The following is an 18,963-nucleotide window of genomic DNA, read 5'->3' as shown; positions in this document are numbered from 1 at the left end:
AGAAGACCCTCACCCAACCCTCTCCCGCGAAGGCGGGAGAGGGCTAGAAAGTGTCCGCCATAGAGCGCATCGGTCGCGATAGCGCGGGTTCATCTGCTACTTTCCTAAGGCTCCATGGTTGCTGCCTACCTTGAAACCCCGTCCAGAAATCGGCATCGCTCGGGCATGGCCGCTTCCGTGAACATCCTCCACCTTCACTCCTCGTTCGACCTTGGCGGCAAGGAGGCGCGGGCGGTTCGGTTGATGAATGCGTTTGGGGATCGTGCCAGGCACACCATCGTATCGGGGGTGCCCGACGCGTTGAGCGCGCGCGAGTCGATCGCGAAAGGGGTGCGCTACGAGATCGCGCAGAATCCGCCGCCGCTGACCGGCAAGCCTTCGGTCAAGCGGTACGAGGCGATCGCGCAGTATATGCGTCGGTTTGATCTGGTGCTGACGTATAACTGGGGCGCGATCGACGGGGCGATGGCGCGGCGCGCATTCAGCAAGGGGGCGCCGCCGCTCGTCCATCACGAGGATGGGTTCAACGCCGACGAGGCGTCCGGGCTGAAGATCGAGCGCAACATATACCGGCGGCTGGCGCTGAGTGCGGCGCATGCGCTGGCGGTGCCCTCCGAGGTGCTCGAGGGGATCGCGCTGAACACCTGGAAGCAGCCGCGCGAGCGTGTCCACCGGATCGTCAACGGGATCGGCACCGCCTATTACGCGCAGAAGCCCGAGCCGAAGGCGATCCCGGGGTTCGTGCCCAACGCCAAGGAAATCGTGATCGGTGCGCTCGCGGGCCTGCGCGAGGTGAAGGACCTGACCGCGCTGGTGCGGGCGGTCGGCGGCGTGTCGGGCCGGGTGCGGCTGGTGATTGTCGGCGAGGGGCCCGAACGCGCGAATATCATGCAGGCCGCGGCGGCGATGGGGATGGCGGACAAGCTGGTGCTGCCCGGGTTTCTCGATCGGCCGTATCGGTATATCGGCCATTTCGACATGCTCGCGGTGTCGTCGCGGAGCGAGCAGTTTCCGATTTCGGTGGTCGAGGCGATGGCCGCGGGCCTGCCAATCGCCAGTTATCCGGTTGGCGACCTGAAGCGGATGGTCGCGCCTGAGAACCTGCCGTTCGTGACCGACATCGCCAACGAGGTTCGGTTGCGCGACGCGTTGCAGGCGCTGGTGTCCGATCCTGCGCTGCGCGCCTCGGTGGGTGCTGCGAACCAGGCCAAGGCGCGGGCGGAATTCGACGAAGCAGTTATGATCGCTCGCTATCGCGCGTTGTACGAGGATGCGCTCGGGCGCCCCGGTGCGCTGGGCGATGTACTAACCTAGGTCTTAATATTGCTCGCGCGCTGCGTCCTTGCGATATAGGGGGCCGTATTTTCCGGGAGAGGTGACGTCGTGTTCAAGGGCCTGAAGCCTATCGTCTATAACGGTCGGGAAGTCTGGCCTCTGGTTGAGGGCGGCAAGGGCGTCGCCGCGACCAACCACGCGTCGGCCGGCGCCTGGGCTGCGGCCGGCGGCATCGGCACAGTCTCTGCCGTGAATGCCGACAGCTACGATCCCGATGGCAAGATCATCCCGCAGGTCTACGAAGCCCTGACGCGGCGTGCGCGCCACGAGGAACTCGTCGAATACGCGATCGAAGGCGCGGTTCAGCAGGTCGAGCGCGCGTACGAGATCGCCGACGGCAAGGGCGCGATCAACATCAACGTGCTGTGGGAAATGGGCGGCGCCCAGCGGATCCTGCACGGCGTGCTGGAGCGGACCCGCGGCAAGGTCGCCGGCGTCACCTGCGGTGCGGGCATGCCGTACAAGCTGTCCGAGATCACCGCGTCCTACGGCGTCAGCTACCTGCCGATCGTCAGCTCCGGGCGTGCGTTCCGGGCGCTGTGGAAGCGGGCGTATTCGAAGGCGGCCGAGTGGCTGGCCGCGGTGGTATACGAGGATCCGTGGCTCGCGGGCGGGCATAACGGCCTGTCGAACGCCGAGGACCCGTTGAAGCCACAGGACCCGTATCCGCGCGTCAAGGAACTCCGCGACGTGATGCGCGAAGGCGGCATCAGCGACGACGTGCCGATCGTGATGGCGGGCGGCGTCTGGTATCTGCGCGACTGGAACGACTGGATCGACAATCCCGAGCTTGGCACGATCGCGTTCCAGTTCGGCACGCGGCCTCTGCTCACGCGCGAAAGCCCGATCCCCGAGGGCTGGAAGAACGCGCTGACGCAGATCGAGGAAGGCGACGTGCTGCTGCACAAATTCTCGCCGACCGGCTTCTATTCGTCGGCGGTGCGTAATCCGTTCCTGCGTTCGCTGGAGGCTCGGTCCGAGCGCCAGATTGCTTTCTCGACGCAGGAGGCCGGCGATCACGTGTTCCAGCTCGACGTCGGCGTGAAAGGCAAGAACTTCTGGGTTACGCGCAACGATCTGCTGCGTGCGCGGCAGTGGTTCGGCGAGGGCTATACCGATGCGCTGAAGACGCCGGACAATACGCTGGTGTTTGTGAGCCCGACCGAGAAGGGCATGATCCGCAAGGACCAGGCGGACTGCATGGGCTGCCTGTCGCAATGCTCGTTCTCGAGCTGGGCGGATACCGAGACGAACTCGACCGGGCGGCTGGCCGATCCACGTAGCTTCTGTATCCAGAAGACGCTGCAGGACATCGCGCATGGCGGCGACATCGACCAGAATCTGATGTTTGCAGGGCATGCGGCGTATAATTTCAAGAAGGACCCGTTCTATTCGAACGGGTTTGTGCCGAGTGTCGGGCAGCTGGTCGATCGGATTTTGACGGGGGATTGAGGCGCGGGGGCCCGGAGTCTGAGCCGGACGCGTCCCAAGCGAACACTTCACTCAACCCGGTATCCCCAACCCGCCCCGTCACCCCAGCGAAAGCTGGGGTATCGTCCTGAGGTTCAAGTCGCTCGCCAAACGGGGAGACCCCAGCTTTCGCTGGGGTGACGGGGCTGGAGGGGGGATAGGGCTGGAATCGCCCGAACCGCCCCGCAAACATCAGGAGCCGGAAATGACGCTACACGCTTGGTGGCTGTTCGTGGTCGCGGTGTTCCTGTTGTGCGGGACGCCGGGGCCGAACATGCTGCACGTCATGACCCGCAGCATCGCGTTTGGGGCGCGGCGCAGCGTCGCGGCGATGGGGGGGTGCCTGACCGCGCTGGTGCTCGTGCTGGCCGCGTCGGCGGCGGGCGTATCGGCGTTGCTGGCGGCGTGGCCGCGGGTGTTCGATGCGTTGCGCTATGCGGGTGTCGCGTATCTCATATTTCTCGGGATCAAGGCATGGCGCGGGGCGGGGTCGCCGATCGATCTCGGTGGCGATGCGCTGCCCGAAAGCTGGTCGGCGCGGCGCCTGTTCCGGGGCGGGTTCGCGATCGGCATCAGCAACCCGAAGCTGCTGCTGTTCGCGGCGGCGTTTTTGCCGCAGTTCGTCGACCGCGCGTCGCCGCAAGCGCCGCAGTTCGCGATCCTGGTGGTGACCTTCGCGGTGGTCGAGAGCTTCTGGTACGGCGTGTATGCAGCGGGCGGACGGACGCTTGCGAGGTCGCTGACTCGGCCTGCGCTGCGCCGTGCGTTCGACCGCGTGACGGGTGCGATCTTCGTCGGCTTCGGGCTCGCGTTGCTGCGGGTGCGAACGTAGCAACGGGGTAACATTGACGGCGATGCCATTGCCGTTTGGCGTCATTGCGCGCATACTGCACGCATCGCGGCGCTTCGTACGGGCAGGCTGCGACTGAGAGATGCTTTGCGCTCCCGCTCCGAGCCGGGAATGCCGCATGACGATCTTTTCTACCAGCGCACCATGGGCGATCCGGTCATGACGACCGGTGCGGATACCGTCGTGCCGATCTCGCGCGCGGTGAACGTCAGCGTCGAGCAGCCGCAGGTCTTGGCGATGTGCAAGAAGCACGACGCGATCATCAGCGCGATTGAGACGCTGCCGTCGGGCGGCACACGCGTAGTGCTGATGAACAGTGTCGACGCCGCCAAGATCATCAAGGCGTTCGGGTCGAAGGTGCTGACCGGGACGGTCGCGCGGACGCATTGGATGCGTGCGGTCTAGAGGGCTGGGATGCTCCTCCCTCGCCAGGGGGAGGTGGCTTGCACTTGCCAGTCGGAGGGGGAGGAAAGCGATAACCCTCGCTCCGTGTCCTCCCCCTCCGTCACCTTCGGCTACACCTCCCCTGGCGGGGGAGGATCGAGCGTTTAGGCGGCGATAGATCAGTCGGCGACGGTGCCGACCACTGCGCCACCGGCGCCGCCAACGGCCGCACCCTTCTCGACGCTACCACCGGTCGCCGCGGCAACGCCTGCGCCACCGGCTGCACCGATGCCCGCGCCCTTGAGCGTCGAGCATGCGCTCATCGACACGGCGGATGCTACCAGCAGGGCGGAAATGGCGAACTTCTTCATGGGATACTCCTGTCTCTCCGGGGGTATCCAACAAATGCTGCACCGCGGGATCAGTTCCGAACAACTGATCCAGATTGTATTCGGGCGTTACAGCCAGCCGTCGAGCACCTGGTCGGGCGGGCGGTGGCCGTCGGCCCACATCCGGATATTCTGGATGACGCGCTCGCCTGACGCCATCCGGCCTTCGAGCGTCGCCGAGCCCATATGCGGCAGCATCACGACGTTGGGCAGCGCGAGCAGCCGCGGATCGATCGCCGGCTCGTGCGCCCAGACGTCGAGCCCTGCGCCCGCGAGCTTGCCCGCCTCCAGCGCATCGACCAGCGCGCCCTCGTCGACGATCCCGCCGCGCGCCGCGTTGATCAAATAGACGTGCGGCTGCATCAGCGCGATCCGCCGTGCGTCGATCAGGTCGCGGCTGTCGGGGTTGAGCGGGGTGTGGATCGTCACGATGTCGACGCTGCTGAGCATATCGTCGAGCGAGGCGTGGAAGGTCGCCGCGAGTTGCGCCTCGCGGACCGCGGGCAGGCGGGTGCGATTGTGATAATGGATCGTCAGCCCGAACGCGCGCGCCCGGAGCGCGACCGCCTGGCCGATCCGCCCCATCCCGACGATGCCGAGCGCCTTGCCGCCGATCCGGTGGCCGAGCATCCCGCCCGGGCTCCAGCCGTTCCACTGGCCCGAGCGCACCAGCTTCTCGCCCTCGGCCAAGCGGCGCGGTACCGACAGGATCAGCGCCATCGTCATGTCCGCGGTGTCTTCGGTGAGCACCCCCGGCGTGTTGGTGACGATGATTCCGCGCGCGCGCGCCGCCTTCAGGTCGATATGGTTCACGCCCGCGCCGTAGTTCGCGATCAGCTTCAGGCGGTCGCCTGCGCCCGCGATCAGGTCGGCGTCGATGTCGTCGGTCACGGTTGGGACGAGCACATCGCAGTCGGCCATCGCCGCGGCGAGCTGATCGCGATCGAGCTTGGCGTCGGCGCGGTTGTTGCGCGTGTCGAACAGCGCCTCCATCCGGTCCATCAGCGTATCGGCCAGCTCGCGCGTGACGACGACCTGGGGGTTCGGACAGCGGCGTGTGTCGGTCATGGCGACGGCTTGGCGAAGGCGCGCGCGCGCGTCAACGTGCGCCGTTCATGCCATCGTCGCGGGGCACGTCAACGCGGTTGAGGAACGGGCGGCGTCGGGATAGGACGGGGTTCGCCATTTAGGACTCGATCATGCGCATTCTCGCCGCCGCGCTCTCCGCTCTCGCTGCCGTCGCGCTGATCCCGGACCCCGCGGTCGCCGCCGATGCGAAGAAGAGCGTGCCCTATTATGCGTCGATATCGGCGTCGCGCGCGCGGATGCGGACCGGGCCTGCGCGGACGTATCCGGCGAGCTGGCTGTATCAACGCCAGGATCTGCCGATCAAGGTCGTCGCGATCTTCAAGGAATGGCGCAAGGTCGCCGATCCGGACGGTACCGAAGGCTGGATGCAGGCCAACCTGCTCAGCGGCACGCGCACCGCGATCGTCCACGGCGCCGGGCCGGTGGAGCTGCGCGAGAAGCCCGCCGCGTCCGGCAAATTGCTGTGGCGCGCCGCACCCGGCGTGGTCGGGCGGTTGAGCCAGTGCGGCAATGGCTGGTGCCGGTTCGACGTGAAGGGGCAGGCGGGGTTCGTCGCGATCGGCGGGCTGTGGGGCGTCGAGGCGGGCGAAACGCTGCCCTGACGCCGCTTCGACCGGCTATGCGGGCACTCTGGTTCTTGCTGTCGCCGGGTTCGAGAAGACCATCGCGTCGTCGACCGAGCCGAACTTCAACGCCATCAGATCCAGCGCGTAATTCTGGTTGAGCTTCCACGGTTTGCGTTCGCCCTGCGTCGGCAGTGCCGCGGCGGCGCGCTGGACATAGCCTGAGGTGAAGTCGAGGAACGCTTCGTTCTTCATCGTCGGATCATCGTTGTGCGGGGTCGCCTGGCGCAGACCGCGCTTGGTCATCGTGTTGAGCAGGCGGCAGACATACACCGCGGTCAGGTCGGCCTTCAGCGTCCATGACGCGTTGGTATAGCCGAAGGTCGAGGACAGGTTCGGCACGCCGTCGAACATCATGCCCTTGTACTGCAGCCGCCCGGCGAGCTCGATCGGCTTGCCGTCGAGGCTGAACGCGACTCCGCTCATCAGTTGGAGTTCGAGGCCGGTGGCGGTGACGATCACGTCGGCGGGCAGGTCCTTCCCCGAATCGAGGTGGATGCCGTCGGGCGTGATACGCGCGATCGTGTCGGTGACGATCGAGGCGGTGCCGGCGTTGATCGCAGTGAACAGGTCGCCGTCCGGTACCAGGCAGACGCGCTGGTCCCACGGATTGTAGCGCGGCGTGAAATGCGTCGCGACGTCGTAGTCGGGGCCGAGCTGATCGCGGACCATGCCGATCATCCGCTCCTTCACGACCGCGGGCTTCTTGCGGGCCATCCGGTAGAAGAACATCCCCATCAACACGTTCTTCCACCGCGTGATGCCGTACGCGGCCTTGGCTGGCAGCTTGCCGCGCAGCCAGTTGGCAACGCCGTCCTCGCCGGGGCGCGCGACGATGTACGTCGGCGAGCGCTGGAGCATCGTCACGTGCGCCGCGGTTTTTGCCATCGTCGGCACGAGCGTCACGGCGGTCGCGCCGCTGCCGATCACGACCACTCGCTTGCCGCTATAGTCGAGGTCCTCGGGCCAGAATTGCGGGTGGACGATCTGCCCGGCGAAGCTCTCCGCGCCCTCGAACTCGGGCGAATAGGCCTTGGCGTAATTGTAATAGCCCGCGCACATCGACAGGAAGTTGCAGGTCAGCGTGACCGGACCGTCGGGGCCGGTCGCTTCGACCGTCCAGCGCGCCTCCTCGGTCGACCACGCGGCAGACTTGACGTGATGGCCGTAGCGGATCTTGCGATCGATTCCGTACGCTTGCGCCGTTTCCTCGACATAGGCGCGGATCGAAGGGCCGTCCGCGATCGACTTGGCCGCCGTCCAGGGGTGGAAGACGAATCCCAGCGTGTGCATGTCCGAATCGGAGCGGATGCCGGGATAGCGGAACAGGTCCCACGTCCCGCCCATCGACTGCCGCCCCTCGAGGATCATGTAGCTGCGGTCGGGGCAACGCGTCTGAAGGTGGTAGCCGGTGCCGATCCCGGAAATGCCGGCACCCACCACGATCACGTCGACATGTTCGGTCATGCTGCATCCCCGCGCCCCGGCGTTACGCCGTAGGTTTCATAACCGAACCTATCCTGTTGTGATCTTTACTCAATAGTCCTTCGTATATTTCACGCTCGCGCTCTGCCCGCCGCTCGATCCCGCGGCCGACAACAGGCTGAGTGCCTTGGTCAGCGCGATCTCGAGCTGCGTCGAGGTGAAGCCCTTCGCGTCGGTCACGATCTCCACATAAATGTTCTTCGTGATGTACTTGCCGGCAGCCAGGCTGGTGCCACGTCCCGTCGCCTCGTCCGCGCCGAGCACGCGCAACCGGTCGAACCCGGTCGCCGAGCGCAGCTTGCCGAGCGGGTTGAGACCACCGCCGCCCGACCCGCGCAGCGAGTTCAGCGCGGACGCCAGCTGGATCGCCTCGGTTGCCGACAAATTGGCCGGGCTCGACCCGAACAGCAGGCGGCTGAGCACCTCGTCCTGCGGCAGCGTCGGCGTCGAGGTGAACGCGATCTGCGGACGCTGGCCGGTACCCGTCACGTTGATGATGACGGTGATGTCGCTGGTCGTGGTGGACGCCTGGATATTGATGTCCGGATCGGTCAGCGCGCCGCCCCGGAAGCGGATCTGGCCCTTGGTGACCTCGAACCGCTTGCCCGAGAACGAATAGGTGCCGCGGACGATATCCATCCCGCCGGTGACGATCGGCGCGGCGGACGTGCCGCCGATCCGCATGTCCATCTCCCATTCGGATTCGAGGCCCATGCCCGACACGAACAACTGATTCGGCGCGCGTACCCGGAGGTCAAGCTTGAACTTGCCGACGGCGGGGACCTGCGACCGGTCGGTCGAAGCCGGCGTCCGGATGTCGCTCTTGCGGCGGACACCTGTCAGTTCGGGGACCTCCGCCTGACCCTGGCGGATGATCTGATAGCGGGCCTCGGGGATCTGGAGATCGCCCTTGATGAGGCCGCCGTCGCGCCCGTTGGTGAGGCGTACCGTACCCGTCGTGGTGGCGCTGATCGCATCGCTCTTGGCGAGCTGCGCATTGTTCAGCGTCGCGCGGATGTCGATCGGGAAACCGCTGTCCGCTGCGAACCCGATCGTGCCCTGCGCCTGCACGGTACCGTCACCGGCCTTCGCGTTGAGCTGCGTCAGTTGCAGATCGGTGTTCGAGAACCGGCCAGCGATCCGCATCTGCGACAGTCGGGTGCCGTAGGTCTCGTTGTCGTAGGTCAGGTTGTCAGCCCGGACGACGCCGTTGAGCTGCGGCGCCTGCAGACGCCCCGAGAAGTCGGCGGCGACCGCGATCGGCCCCGAGAGCTGCTGGTTGGGGATCGCGGCAAAGCTGAAGAGCACCGCGGACGGACCGTTGTAGCGGATCCCGCCCGACAGCGGCGCGGCCATCAGGCGCGTGCTCCACGAACCGTTACCGGCCGGGAGTGGCCGCAGGTTCGCAACCATGCGGCCGATGACTGACGTACCCCGACGGACCAGCGCACGACCGGTCGCACCGTCGCCGCCGAGCGTCCCGGCGAACACGATGTCGACGGGATCGGAGACGGCAGCGAGGCCCGAGCGCGTGAAGTTGGCGACGGTCACGCGGGCGTCCGCGGTCGGCAGTGCCGCCGAGTTCGCCTGCGCGAAGTCGAGGCTGCCGGTCGCCTTGCCACCGATCCCGAGGTTGGGGACGAGAGCGGAGAGCGTCGACAGGTCGAGGCGATCGAGGCGGACCTGCGCGTTCGTGCCGCGGCCATAGCTGCCAGCCAGACGCGCCGAGCCGCCGCCTGCACCACCGAAGTCGATCCGGGTCGGCGACAGGCGATATTCACCCTTCACCGCCTGGATGCGCGCCGGGTTGACGGTGCGGAAGTCGATCCCGTTGGCCTGGCCCTGTGCGGCGACTAGGTAGTTGTTCGGGCTGAGCTTGGCGTTGACGGCGAGGCGGAACGGGACACCGTTCGAACCGGTCAGCAACGCCTGCGCGGTGCCATTGCCGCCGACGTAATTCACCTTTGCGCGCGCCGCCGAGAGGACGATCGCACCGTAGCGCATGTCGGCGATCTGCGCGTCGGCGACGATCTGCGGGGTCGGCGTCAGTACTGCGGTCGCGCTGACGATCGCGCGGCCGATGGTGAAGTCGACCATGCCGGGGATCTTGGCGCCGTTGGCACGCGCGGCGACGTTGGCGCGCTGGTAGCCGCCCTGGTTGGCGAGGCGGACGTTTCCGGACAAGCCTTGCCCGGCGAACTGGAGCGCACCCGCGAACGGACCGGCCGCGGTCTGGACGATCCGGCCGCTGCCGACGATCCCGGCGAACACCACGCGGCGCACATCGACTGCGAGCTGCGTGCCTGGCGTCACCAACACGTCGGCGGTGAACGGGCCATAATTGGTGCCGCCGCTCGCGGTAACGGCATAGGCGCCGCCGCGACCGACGATCCGCGCGTTGAGGTTGACGAGCCCGACGCCGACGCCGGGACGTGGAGCGCGCAGGACGACGACGGGGGCGGTCGCGCTACCCGTTACGCGGGCGGACAATGGGCCGTAGACGGTGGAATACGCGTCTGCATTGACCAGCACAGCGCCGGTCGCCGGATCGAACCGGCCTTCGCCGCGCGTGACGCGGAACTGTGGCGCGTTCATCCGAAGATTGCGGAAGGTGACGATGCCTTCGGGGCTGTAGCCGATGTCCGAGCGGACGATCGCGTTGCCGCCGAGGAAGCTGCGCGCGCCTTCGTTGAAGATCTGCGAGGTCTGCGCGACGACGCGGCCGGTGATGCCGAAGCCGCCCTTGGGTCCCGGCACCAGCTTGGCGTCGGTCGTCAGGTTGACGATGCCGATGCCGTCAACGCGGTAATTGTTGACCCGCCCCTTGAGCGCGCCGGTGTAGCGGCCGGTGGACATGTTCGCGACGACCACCGCTGTCGCATCGATCTTGTCCGAGCGGATCTTGAGGTTGTCGGAGAGGACGTTGACGCCCGAGATCGCGAAGTCGCCGTCGATCGCGACGTTGGTGGCGAGCCCGCCGACCGCGGCATTGAGCCCCGTCACGCGACGTGCGCGCGCCTTCACCGGCACCAGGATGCGGTCCGAGTTCACGCGCGCGAGACCCTCGGCGTAGAGGTTCTCAACGCCCATGTCGCCGAACGCGATCGTTGCCGCGCGGACCTTGTAGTCGAGCGTCGGCGTCGCGAACGCACCGTCGAGGACGACGCGTGCCGTCACGTCGCGACCGCGCAGGTTCGGCAGGATCGCGCCGGGCGTCAGCAGCTTGGCGCTCACCGCGAAATTGCCGAAGCGGCTGTTAGCGAGATCGATCAGGCCGCCGGCGTCGACCGCCAGCGCGTCCGACTTCAGCGTCATCCGCGTGTCGGCCTTGCGGTCGTTGAGCGTCGTATCGATCGCGACATCGAGCTGCGGCGCCGTCAGCCGCTCGACCGGGCCTTCAAGATACAGGCCGGGACGCGTCGAGCCGCGGACTTCGATATGGCCGTTCTTCGCGGTCAGCGCGAGGTTCGCCAGCTGTCCGCCGCCGAGCGTCGCAACTGCGCGACCCTGCCATGCGGCCCAGCTACCGCGACCATCGACGGTCGCGGTCAGTGGCGCCTTGAACGACCCCATCGTCGAGACGACACCGCCGACCGGCGCGGTCAGCTTCACGTTGACGTCGAGCTTGTTCTGCTCGGGCACCGCGTCGAGTTTCAGCACGAGGCGGTCGCCACCGGCGATGCCCGGGCCGGTCAGCGCGGTCGCGTTGGTGGTCAGCTGCGCGCGCTTGTCAGCGATGTGGACCGCACCGTCGATCTTGACGATATGCGTCTGGCCGGTGACCGGCTTGGCGATCAAGAAGCGATCGATCACCAGGCGGTTCACGTCGATGTCGAGATCGGGGAGCAGCGGCGCGTTCGGGTCGGTCGGCGTCGCGTTGAGCACCGGGCGGCGCTGCAACGTGACCAGCGGCGTGGTCAGCGAGCGCACGTCGACATGGTTCTTGGCGAACGCGAACGGACGCCAGTCGACGGCTAGCTTCGGGCTGGTCAGGAAAACGCCCTTGGGATCGGACACGCGCACGTCGCTGAGCGTCATCGCGCCATAGATCGAGCCGTCGATCCGGCCGACCTTGATGTTCAGCCCCGAGGCGGTGGTGTAGCCGCCGATCTGGTCGGCGACGAGGCGGCGGCCCGGATCGGTATTGATCCCGAACAGCACGATCAGGACGAGCGCGACCAAGCTCACGACCAGGATCGCGAGCCATTTCAGGATGCGCTGCCACATCGGGCGCCGCTCGACCACGATCGTTTCGGGCGTCGTCTCGACGTGCGGAATGCCGTTTTCGGCCATCAGAATGCCTGCCCGATCGAGATGTAGAGGGCGACCTTGCCGTCGCCCTTGCGGGGGTTCAGCGGAGTCGCGACGTCGAACCGCATCGGGCCGAAGCTGGTGTAGAAGCGCCCGCCGATGCCCGCGCCGTAGCGCAACGACGACAGGTTCGGCGTGCTGCTTTCATAGCTGTTGCCCGCGTCGATGAACGGCACGATGCCGTAATCACCGAACCGGTAACGCGCTTCGAGTGCAAATTCGTTGAGCGAGCGGCCGCCGACCGGGTTGCCGTTAGGATCGAACGGCCCGAGCCGCTGATAGCCATAACCGCGCACCGAACCGCCGCCGCCGCCGTAATAGCGTCGTGACGGGGCGAGATCGTCGCGGTCGACGCCCTGGATCGAGCCGGCCTTGGCGCGGCCCGCGATGACGATGCTGCTGGAGACGGGATAGTAGAACGTCCCCTCGATCATCGTGCGGATGTACGGCTTGACGGAACCCTGCACCGACGTTTCGGGGCTGAGGTTGAGCGTCAGGCGATAGCCCTTGGTCGGGTTGAGCAGACTGTCCGAGCGATCGAACTTCACCTGCCCCGGCAGCGCGACGATGCCGTAGGTGCGTCGGACGTCCTTGCCTTGCGTGAAGTCGTAGACGCTTTCGTTCGTACCGACGAGTTCGCCGCCATAGTAATAGGTCAGCGGCTTTTGCCAGATCGGCGTGGAATCGTAGCTCCAGCGAACGCCGACGCTGGTCGTGAACGCGTCGTAGGCGTCGTAATTCGAATGGTTCGCGCCCGCGGTCAGGCTGAACGTCTTGTCGCGCTTGCCCGCGTTGGCGCGGCGGAACGTGCCGGACACGCCCTGCTCTTGCGTCCCTGCGATCACCGAGGCGATCAGCGCGCCCTCATACGGGAACAGGTTGCGGTGCTGCCACGTGCCCTCCGCGCGGAAGCCCTGCCCGGTCGAATAGCCGACATTGCCGCCGAGCGAGCGCGGCTTGCCTTCGCTCTGCCGCACCAGCAGGTCGACCTGCTCGGTACCGTCGGGATTGATCGTGCCGGTGCGGACCGGCTCGACCGACACCGTCGCGAACAGCGACGTCGCGACCAGCGCATCGCGCAGATCGTCGGTCATCCGGTTGTCGTAGAGTTCGCCCGCCTTGAACCGCGGGAACAGGTTCAGATGCTCGAGGTTGAAGACCGGATCGCCCTCGGTGCGAAGCTGCCCGAACGACGAGCGCGGGCCGGTATCGACGGGCAGCGTGTACGCGCCGGTCGGGGTCTGGTCGTCGAGCAGGATGTCGCGCTCGCCGACCTTGACGAACGGATAGCCCTGCTGCGGCAGCGTCAGGCTGACATTTGCCTCAGCGCCCTGGATCCGTGCGGCTTCGATCGGATCGCCGACCTTCAGCGGCAACTGCGTACGTACGAGATCGGGCGGGGTCGTCGCGTCCGCCTTCACGGTGATCGACGACAGCGAATAGAGCCGGCCGGGTTGCGCGCTGACGGTCGCCTTCAGCCGCGCGGGCTTGGTCGTGTCGGCGTCGGGGATCGTCTCGATCGTCGAGATCGCGGTCGCGTCGTAATAGCCGAGCGACTTCAGCAGCCGCACCGCCAGCGCTTCGTCCTCACGCGCGCGCGCCGCGACCTGCGTGGCGTTCGCCGCCTTGCCCTTGCCCTCTGCTAGTGCGGACAGGGCCTTGTATTCGCCTTCGAGCCCGTCGCCCGCCTTGTCGAGACCCTTGGTCGCGGTCTCGTAGCGGATTTCGGGCGCGTCCTTGTCCTTGATATCCGCCGCGGTCTGAAGCGGGGTCGTGTCGAAGCTCGACAGCGGCGTCAACGGTTGCGCGAGTTGCGGATCGCTGGGGCCGGTCGGGGGCAGCACATCGCCCGCCAGCGTGGTCGCAGGTGTCGTGGCCGTGGCGGGCGTCGCAGGTGCCTGGGTCGACGGAGCAGGCAGCGGCGTCATCGCTTCCAATGGCGCGTTCAGGTCGCCGCTCAACGGCGGCAGCGCGCTGTCGAACTCGGCATCGGGAACGATCGGCGCGTCCGAACGCGGATCGTTCGACTGCGGCTGGTCGCTAGGCTTGGGCGCATCGGGACCCTTGGCCGGGGCGGTGCCCGGCTTCACCAATTGCGCGGAACCGATGCCCGCAAACCCCGTTGTCGACGCTACCAACGCGAGAGCGAGCCAATGATGCCGGCTGTTCGAAGCTGTCACACGATCCCCTTTACGGACGGCAATCGTGTACGATTCACCCCCATCTTCGTCCACGTAACGCACGGAGGACGGCTTGGTTTCACCAGAATTCAGATCAGACACAGCCGATAAGGCCACCGACCGGCATGACGACGGTATCGCGGCCGGGGCGGTCGATCCGTAGCGTCGCGGAGGTCACGGTCGCGCCCGCCGAGATGTCGGCGCGGACCGCGACCGCCATGTCGAGCGTCGCGGTCACGTCACCGCCGCGATACTGGGTCACGCCGCCGAAGCCGAAGCCGATCGCGGGCGACTGGGTCGCCATCGCATAGTCGGTCGTCTTGCCGTCGATCGTCAGCCGGATCTGCGCGGGGTCGGCGGTTGCCATCGCGACGAGCTGCCGGGCGGCGTCCATGCTCCACAGATACGCGGCGCATCCTTTGGCGGGGAGCTTCTGCTTGCCGATCGCGCCGAGCGGTCCCGGACCCGGATTTGCCGCTACTGACGGGGCCGCGGCTTGCAGCGCGAGCATAAGAGCGAGCGATATCATGGCGTCAGGCCTATCATGAACAGCCAGGCGGGATAACCCGCGATCGCCAGCAACGCGCCGAATGGAAGCGCGGTGTCCGCCGCCATGGTGGGTCCCTTGAGATGCGCGGCGAGGACGACGCCGAGGCCGATCATGCTGGCGATCAGCAGGACGGCGGGCAACATCTGCCACCCGAGCCACAGTCCGATCGCGCCGAAGAGCTTGGGATCGCCGCCGCCCATTCCGTCGCGGCCGCGGATGCGTCGATAGCCGAACGCGACCAGCCACAGCGTGGCGAACCCGGCTAGTCCGCCGATCAGGCGCTCCGAAATTGGCGGATCGATGCCGAGCGCCGCGCTTGCCAGTCCGGTAGCTGCAAGCAGCAGAGTCAGACGATCGGGCAGCCAGAACGCGACGAGATCGAGGCTGGCGAGCGCGAGCAGCAGCCATCCGAAGGTCGCGCCCGCAAGCCCGACTGGTCCCGGTACGACGAGCCCCGCCGCGACACCGATCGCGAGGCCAGCCAGTTCGATCCGCCAGTGGACGGGGCTGATCGGTGTGCGGCACGAACGACAGCGTCCTCGCAGGACGAGCGCGCTGAGCAGCGGCACGAGGTCGATCGCGCGTAACGTTCGCCCACAGCCATCGCACGCCGAGCGCCCCTGCATCACCGATCGCCCGTCGGGCCAACGCGTCACCAGCGCCGCGACGAAACTGCCGATAATCGCGCCGAGCACGCCCAGCGACACCGCCCAGAACGCCGCCTCAGACACCCGTTTTCCGCACCAGGTAGCGATACACGCCGAGGAGGTTGATCCCGAACAACACGATGTTCTGCGTGCCCAGCGCCCAGTCCCCGGTCAAGGCCGCACCGCTCAGCCAGGCGATCGACGAGCCCACGAACAGCACGAACCCCCACCCCGTCACGCGCCGCCCGAAATCCAGCGATACCATGAACGCGGCGATCACCCCCGACGCGGCGGCACACCATTTGAGCGTCGTGATGAGTGTTTCCATGACGGGAGGTCTAGGCGCATCCCGCGGTGCTTTGTATTGCCGCACATCAACCCCAGATACGGGGGCAGAAGAATATATGGAGAGTGAAGTGGCCGCCGATCGAGATCCCATCGTCATCCTGTCCTACGCGCGTACGCCGATGGGCTCGTTCCAGGGCTCGCTCGCCGGCGCGACCGCGACGCAGCTTGGCGCCGACGCCGTGCGCGGTGCGGTCGAGCGCTCGGGCGTTTCCGCTGCCGAGATCGAGCGGATTTATATGGGGTGCGTACTTCCCGCCGGGCTCGGCCAGGCACCCGCGCGACAGGCGGCGATCAACGCGGGACTTGGCGATCACGTCGAGGCGACGACTGTCAACAAGATGTGTGGATCGGGGATGCAGGCGGCGATCCTGGCGGCGGATGCGCTGGCGGCCGGGTCGGTCGACCTGCTCGTCGCGGGCGGGATGGAGAGCATGACCAACGCGCCGTACCTCTCGAAAAGCCACCGCGGCGGCGCGCGGATCGGCCATGATCGGATGTACGACCACATGTATCTCGACGGGCTCGAGGATGCGTACGAACCCGGCAAGCTGATGGGCAATTTCGCCGAGGATACCGCGCACGAATACCAGTTCACGCGGGCTCAGATGGACGACTACGCGATCGAGTCGCTGCACCGGGCGCAGGCTGCACAGAAGTCCGGCGCGTTCGACCGCGAGATCGTCTCCGTCGATATTGCGGGCCGCAAGGGCACGACCACGGTCTCGCTCGACGAGCAGCCGGCCAAGGGCGACGTCGCCAAGATCCCGACGCTGAAGCCCGCCTTCTCGAAGGAGGGCACTATCACCGCCGCCAATGCCTCGTCGATCTCCGACGGTGCCGCCGCGCTGGTGATGACGCGGGCGAGCGTCGCGGACCGGCTCGGCATCACGCCGATCGCGCGCGTCGTGGCGCATGCCGCGCATGCCCACGCACCGGCGTTGTTCACGACCGCGCCGGTGTTCGCGATGCGGAAAGCGATGGAGAAGGCTGGCTGGTCTGCGTCGGACATCGACCTGTTCGAGGTGAACGAGGCGTTTGCCGTCGTCGCGATGATCGCGATGCGCGACCTCGGGCTGCCGCATGACAAGGTGAACATCCACGGCGGCGCCTGCGCGCTCGGCCACCCGATCGGCGCGAGCGGTGCGCGGATCCTCGCGACGTTGCTGTCGGCGCTTGAGACCACGGGTCAGAAGCGCGGGCTGGCGTCGCTCTGCATCGGCGGCGGCGAAGCGACTGCGATGGCGGTGGAGTTGATGCGCTAAGTCGCGAAGGGGAGGGCGTCCGTACGGGCGCTCTTCACCGCCGTGGCGAGGGGCCGGCGTAATTTCCGTCGCATCTGCGCGGATCATGCCCGCGTTTCATTTTTCTATGACCGATTAGCGACGGCGCTTTGCCTCTAGCAGGCACTCCGTCCAACTTATGCAGGCCGGATCGACTCCGTCGATCTCGATCGAGCGCTAGACCTGAGCGGCGCGCCCCGCAGTCGAGGCGCCATACCAATGTTACAGCAGTGTTACTGCCGGATCAGCATCCCGCATGCCCTCTGCAAGCAACGTGTCATTCCACGTTCTGCACTAGTCGTCACCCGTGAAGTGTCGGCCCGATCAACGTGCTCGCCGCATATGGGCGGACAGCGTTGGTCGAGCCGACGTCGGCATTCACCAGGGGCGAATGCCGCTGTAGATCAGCGAGATGATGAGATTCAGCATGTTTTATGCTCCCTTATTGACACCCAACCGGGTGCAATTTCTGCATAATGGATAACAAAACGTTAAACAATCATTTTTGTAAATTGTTAACCATGATTTGCGGTGAGTGGGCGGCGTTCTACTTAAGACTATGTTTATGCGTGTCGGATATCCGTTAGGCATGAGGCAGTTTCCGCAGTCGCACTTCGTAAACGGCGCATCCCAGAGCGGATCGGCCGCCTTGTCCGGGTCGGTGACGATGACGGGGGTGGGCGGCGTCTCGACGATTCTGCCGCGCCCTGTCGCCTGGCAATTCCTGATTTTGGCAGAGATCGAGAATTTCGGCGTTCTGCGTCGACATCTTGGGCGACCCCGTGCCGATACGATGATCGTCGATGTCGCGGCACGGATTGGTACGGTGCTGTCGGATGCACGGATCGTCATCGCCGGTCGCGACATGATTGAGATCGCCTTCGAGAGCGAGGCTCGCCTGGCGCTCGACGTGGCGATTGCCGCTCTCGAAGCGGCGCTGGATCAGCCCTTCGATATCGATGGCGAGTCGCACAGGATCCACGTCCAGTTCGGGGCGGCCGCCGGGGCGACGATCGGCGATCGCGACGAGGTCCACCTGATCGAGGAAGCCGAGCGCGCCTTGGCCGATGCGCGCAGCGAACGGGTGGCGGTCGCACGCGACGTGAACGCCGGCGCGGCGTCGATCGACCGGGCGCAACTGGCAAGCGACCTGACGATCGCGATCGATACCGAAGAACTGTTTCTCCAGTATCAGCCCAAGGTTCATCTCAGGCGGCAGGAGATCACCAGCGTCGAGGCGCTGGTTCGCTGGAAGCACGCGACCAGGGGCTTGGTCCTACCGGGCGATTTTATCCCGATCGCGGAGGAATCGCGGGACATCATCGCGCTGACCTTGTGGACCATCCGCCGGTCCATTCGCGACCAGAAGACGCTGGTCGCACATGGTCATGACCTGCGGATATTCATCAATATCGCGGGTGTCCTGCTGGCCGACGCACGGTTCGTCCGAACCGTCTGCGCGCTGGTCGAGGCCAGCGGCGCGAGACTTGGCTTCGAGATCACCGAGACGTCGGTCATTCGCGATCCCGAAAGCGCGATCGCAAACCTCAAGCAGACTGTGTGGAAAGTCGTGAACAGCGCGGTCGGTGTCAGCGATTTCCAATCTCGAGCGGTTCGAGAACCAAATGAGCCCGAAGGTGGCCGTTGATGGCCTTGAGGCGGCGAGAGACGGCTGTTGGAGGTCCGGTCTGGCGTTCGTGGCGCGAGAAGGCCGGTTTTACGCCCTTACCGCGGCGATCAGGCCCGGAACACCGACCAGAGTGATGGCCCGTCTGATATTATAGGCGAGCGCGGTCAGGCTGAACTCGCCGCGAACGTTCTCGAGCCGGCGCATCAGGAACGCGCCCTGACCCATCCACTGTTTGATGGTGCCGAAGGGGTGCTCGACGCTGTTTCGCCGGTGGTCAAGCATCTCGGGCCTGGCCGCCAACCGCGCCGCCATGCGGTCGAGAACGGCCTCGTTCTCCAGACGCGAGACGCGGCGGAATGACCGAGTACAGCGCGATCTCAGTGCGCACGCCT

16 protein-coding genes are annotated in these 18,963 nt (G+C 66.4%); 7 read left to right on the top strand and 9 right to left on the bottom strand.

The window, feature by feature from the left end; genetic code table 11:
• The first annotated feature begins 165 nt into the window (after positions 1-165).
• The 4 genes from C8J40_RS00080 (at position 166) to C8J40_RS00065 (ending at position 4,060) form a co-directional block, all read left to right on the top strand.
• Positions 166-1,314, top strand: coding sequence for a glycosyltransferase family 4 protein (locus C8J40_RS00080; RefSeq protein ID WP_132895287.1), 1,149 nt, complete (start codon positions 166-168; stop codon positions 1,312-1,314).
• Positions 1,315-1,383: 69 nt separating this feature from the next.
• Entirely contained in the window at positions 1,384-2,787 is a 1,404-nt protein-coding gene (locus C8J40_RS00075) for a nitronate monooxygenase (protein ID WP_132895286.1), read from the top strand.
• 223 nt (positions 2,788-3,010) lie between these two features.
• Positions 3,011-3,637, top strand: coding sequence for a LysE family translocator (locus tag C8J40_RS00070; RefSeq protein WP_132895285.1), 627 nt, complete (start codon positions 3,011-3,013; stop codon positions 3,635-3,637).
• Positions 3,638-3,799: 162 nt separating this feature from the next.
• Positions 3,800-4,060, top strand: a complete 261-nt coding sequence (locus tag C8J40_RS00065; protein ID WP_165911327.1) for a hypothetical protein — start codon at positions 3,800-3,802, stop codon at positions 4,058-4,060.
• Positions 4,061-4,218: 158 nt separating this feature from the next.
• On the opposite strand, the gene C8J40_RS00060 is transcribed toward C8J40_RS00065, so the two are convergent.
• The gene (locus C8J40_RS00060; protein ID WP_132895283.1) at positions 4,219-4,410 is read right to left on the bottom strand and encodes a hypothetical protein; all 192 of its coding nucleotides are present in this window, start codon (positions 4,408-4,410) and stop codon (positions 4,219-4,221) included.
• An 87-nt stretch (positions 4,411-4,497) separates the two neighbouring features.
• Positions 4,498-5,496, bottom strand: coding sequence for a D-glycerate dehydrogenase (locus C8J40_RS00055; RefSeq protein WP_132895282.1), 999 nt, complete (start codon positions 5,494-5,496; stop codon positions 4,498-4,500).
• 131 nt (positions 5,497-5,627) lie between these two features.
• Here C8J40_RS00055 and C8J40_RS00050 point away from each other — a divergent pair, with 131 nt between their 5' ends.
• Positions 5,628-6,119, top strand: a complete 492-nt coding sequence (locus C8J40_RS00050; RefSeq protein ID WP_132895281.1) for an SH3 domain-containing protein — start codon at positions 5,628-5,630, stop codon at positions 6,117-6,119.
• A gap of 15 nt (positions 6,120-6,134) precedes the next feature.
• Here the strand turns inward: C8J40_RS00050 and C8J40_RS00045 are convergent, their stop codons facing one another.
• The 6 genes from C8J40_RS00045 to C8J40_RS00020 all read right to left on the bottom strand — a co-directional run bounded on the left by C8J40_RS00045 (position 6,135) and on the right by C8J40_RS00020 (position 15,641).
• Positions 6,135-7,607 (bottom strand): NAD(P)/FAD-dependent oxidoreductase, encoded by a 1,473-nt coding sequence (locus tag C8J40_RS00045; protein WP_132895280.1) that lies wholly within the window; start codon positions 7,605-7,607, stop codon positions 6,135-6,137.
• Between the two features lie 69 nt (positions 7,608-7,676).
• Positions 7,677-11,918 carry a translocation/assembly module TamB domain-containing protein gene (locus tag C8J40_RS00040; RefSeq protein WP_132895279.1) on the bottom strand — a complete coding sequence of 1,414 codons (4,242 nt, stop codon included), beginning with the start codon at positions 11,916-11,918 and terminating at the stop codon, positions 7,677-7,679.
• Positions 11,918-14,116 (bottom strand): BamA/TamA family outer membrane protein, encoded by a 2,199-nt coding sequence (locus tag C8J40_RS00035; protein WP_243693144.1) that lies wholly within the window; start codon positions 14,114-14,116, stop codon positions 11,918-11,920. The genes C8J40_RS00040 and C8J40_RS00035 overlap by 1 nt, the downstream gene beginning before the upstream one ends.
• A 94-nt stretch (positions 14,117-14,210) precedes the next feature.
• Positions 14,211-14,645, bottom strand: coding sequence for a hypothetical protein (locus C8J40_RS00030; protein WP_132895278.1), 435 nt, complete (start codon positions 14,643-14,645; stop codon positions 14,211-14,213).
• Positions 14,642-15,397 carry an A24 family peptidase gene (locus C8J40_RS00025; protein ID WP_132895277.1) on the bottom strand — a complete coding sequence of 252 codons (756 nt, stop codon included), beginning with the start codon at positions 15,395-15,397 and terminating at the stop codon, positions 14,642-14,644. Before C8J40_RS00025 ends, C8J40_RS00030 begins: the two co-directional genes overlap by 4 nt.
• Entirely contained in the window at positions 15,390-15,641 is a 252-nt protein-coding gene (locus tag C8J40_RS00020) for a hypothetical protein (protein ID WP_055879041.1), read from the bottom strand. Before C8J40_RS00020 ends, C8J40_RS00025 begins: the two co-directional genes overlap by 8 nt.
• 76 nt (positions 15,642-15,717) lie before the next feature.
• Between C8J40_RS00020 and C8J40_RS00015 the strand changes: the two genes are divergently transcribed.
• On the top strand, positions 15,718-16,923 hold the full coding sequence (locus C8J40_RS00015) for an acetyl-CoA C-acyltransferase (RefSeq protein ID WP_132895276.1): 1,206 nt from the start codon (positions 15,718-15,720) through the stop codon (positions 16,921-16,923).
• A gap of 607 nt (positions 16,924-17,530) precedes the next feature.
• Positions 17,531-18,589, top strand: coding sequence for a GGDEF domain-containing phosphodiesterase (locus tag C8J40_RS00010; RefSeq protein WP_165911329.1), 1,059 nt, complete (start codon positions 17,531-17,533; stop codon positions 18,587-18,589).
• Between the two features lie 69 nt (positions 18,590-18,658).
• Here C8J40_RS00010 and C8J40_RS00005 read toward each other — a convergent pair.
• Positions 18,659-18,963 (bottom strand): transposase (locus tag C8J40_RS00005; protein ID WP_165911328.1); only part of this gene is annotated, 305 nt, incomplete at its 5' end.

This window comes from Sphingomonas sp. PP-CC-3A-396 (assembly GCF_004343105.1).
Classification (GTDB): domain Bacteria; phylum Pseudomonadota; class Alphaproteobacteria; order Sphingomonadales; family Sphingomonadaceae; genus Sphingomonas.
The sequence above is the reverse complement of the archived record's forward strand: the minus strand, read 5'-3'. Positions and strand labels throughout refer to the sequence as shown.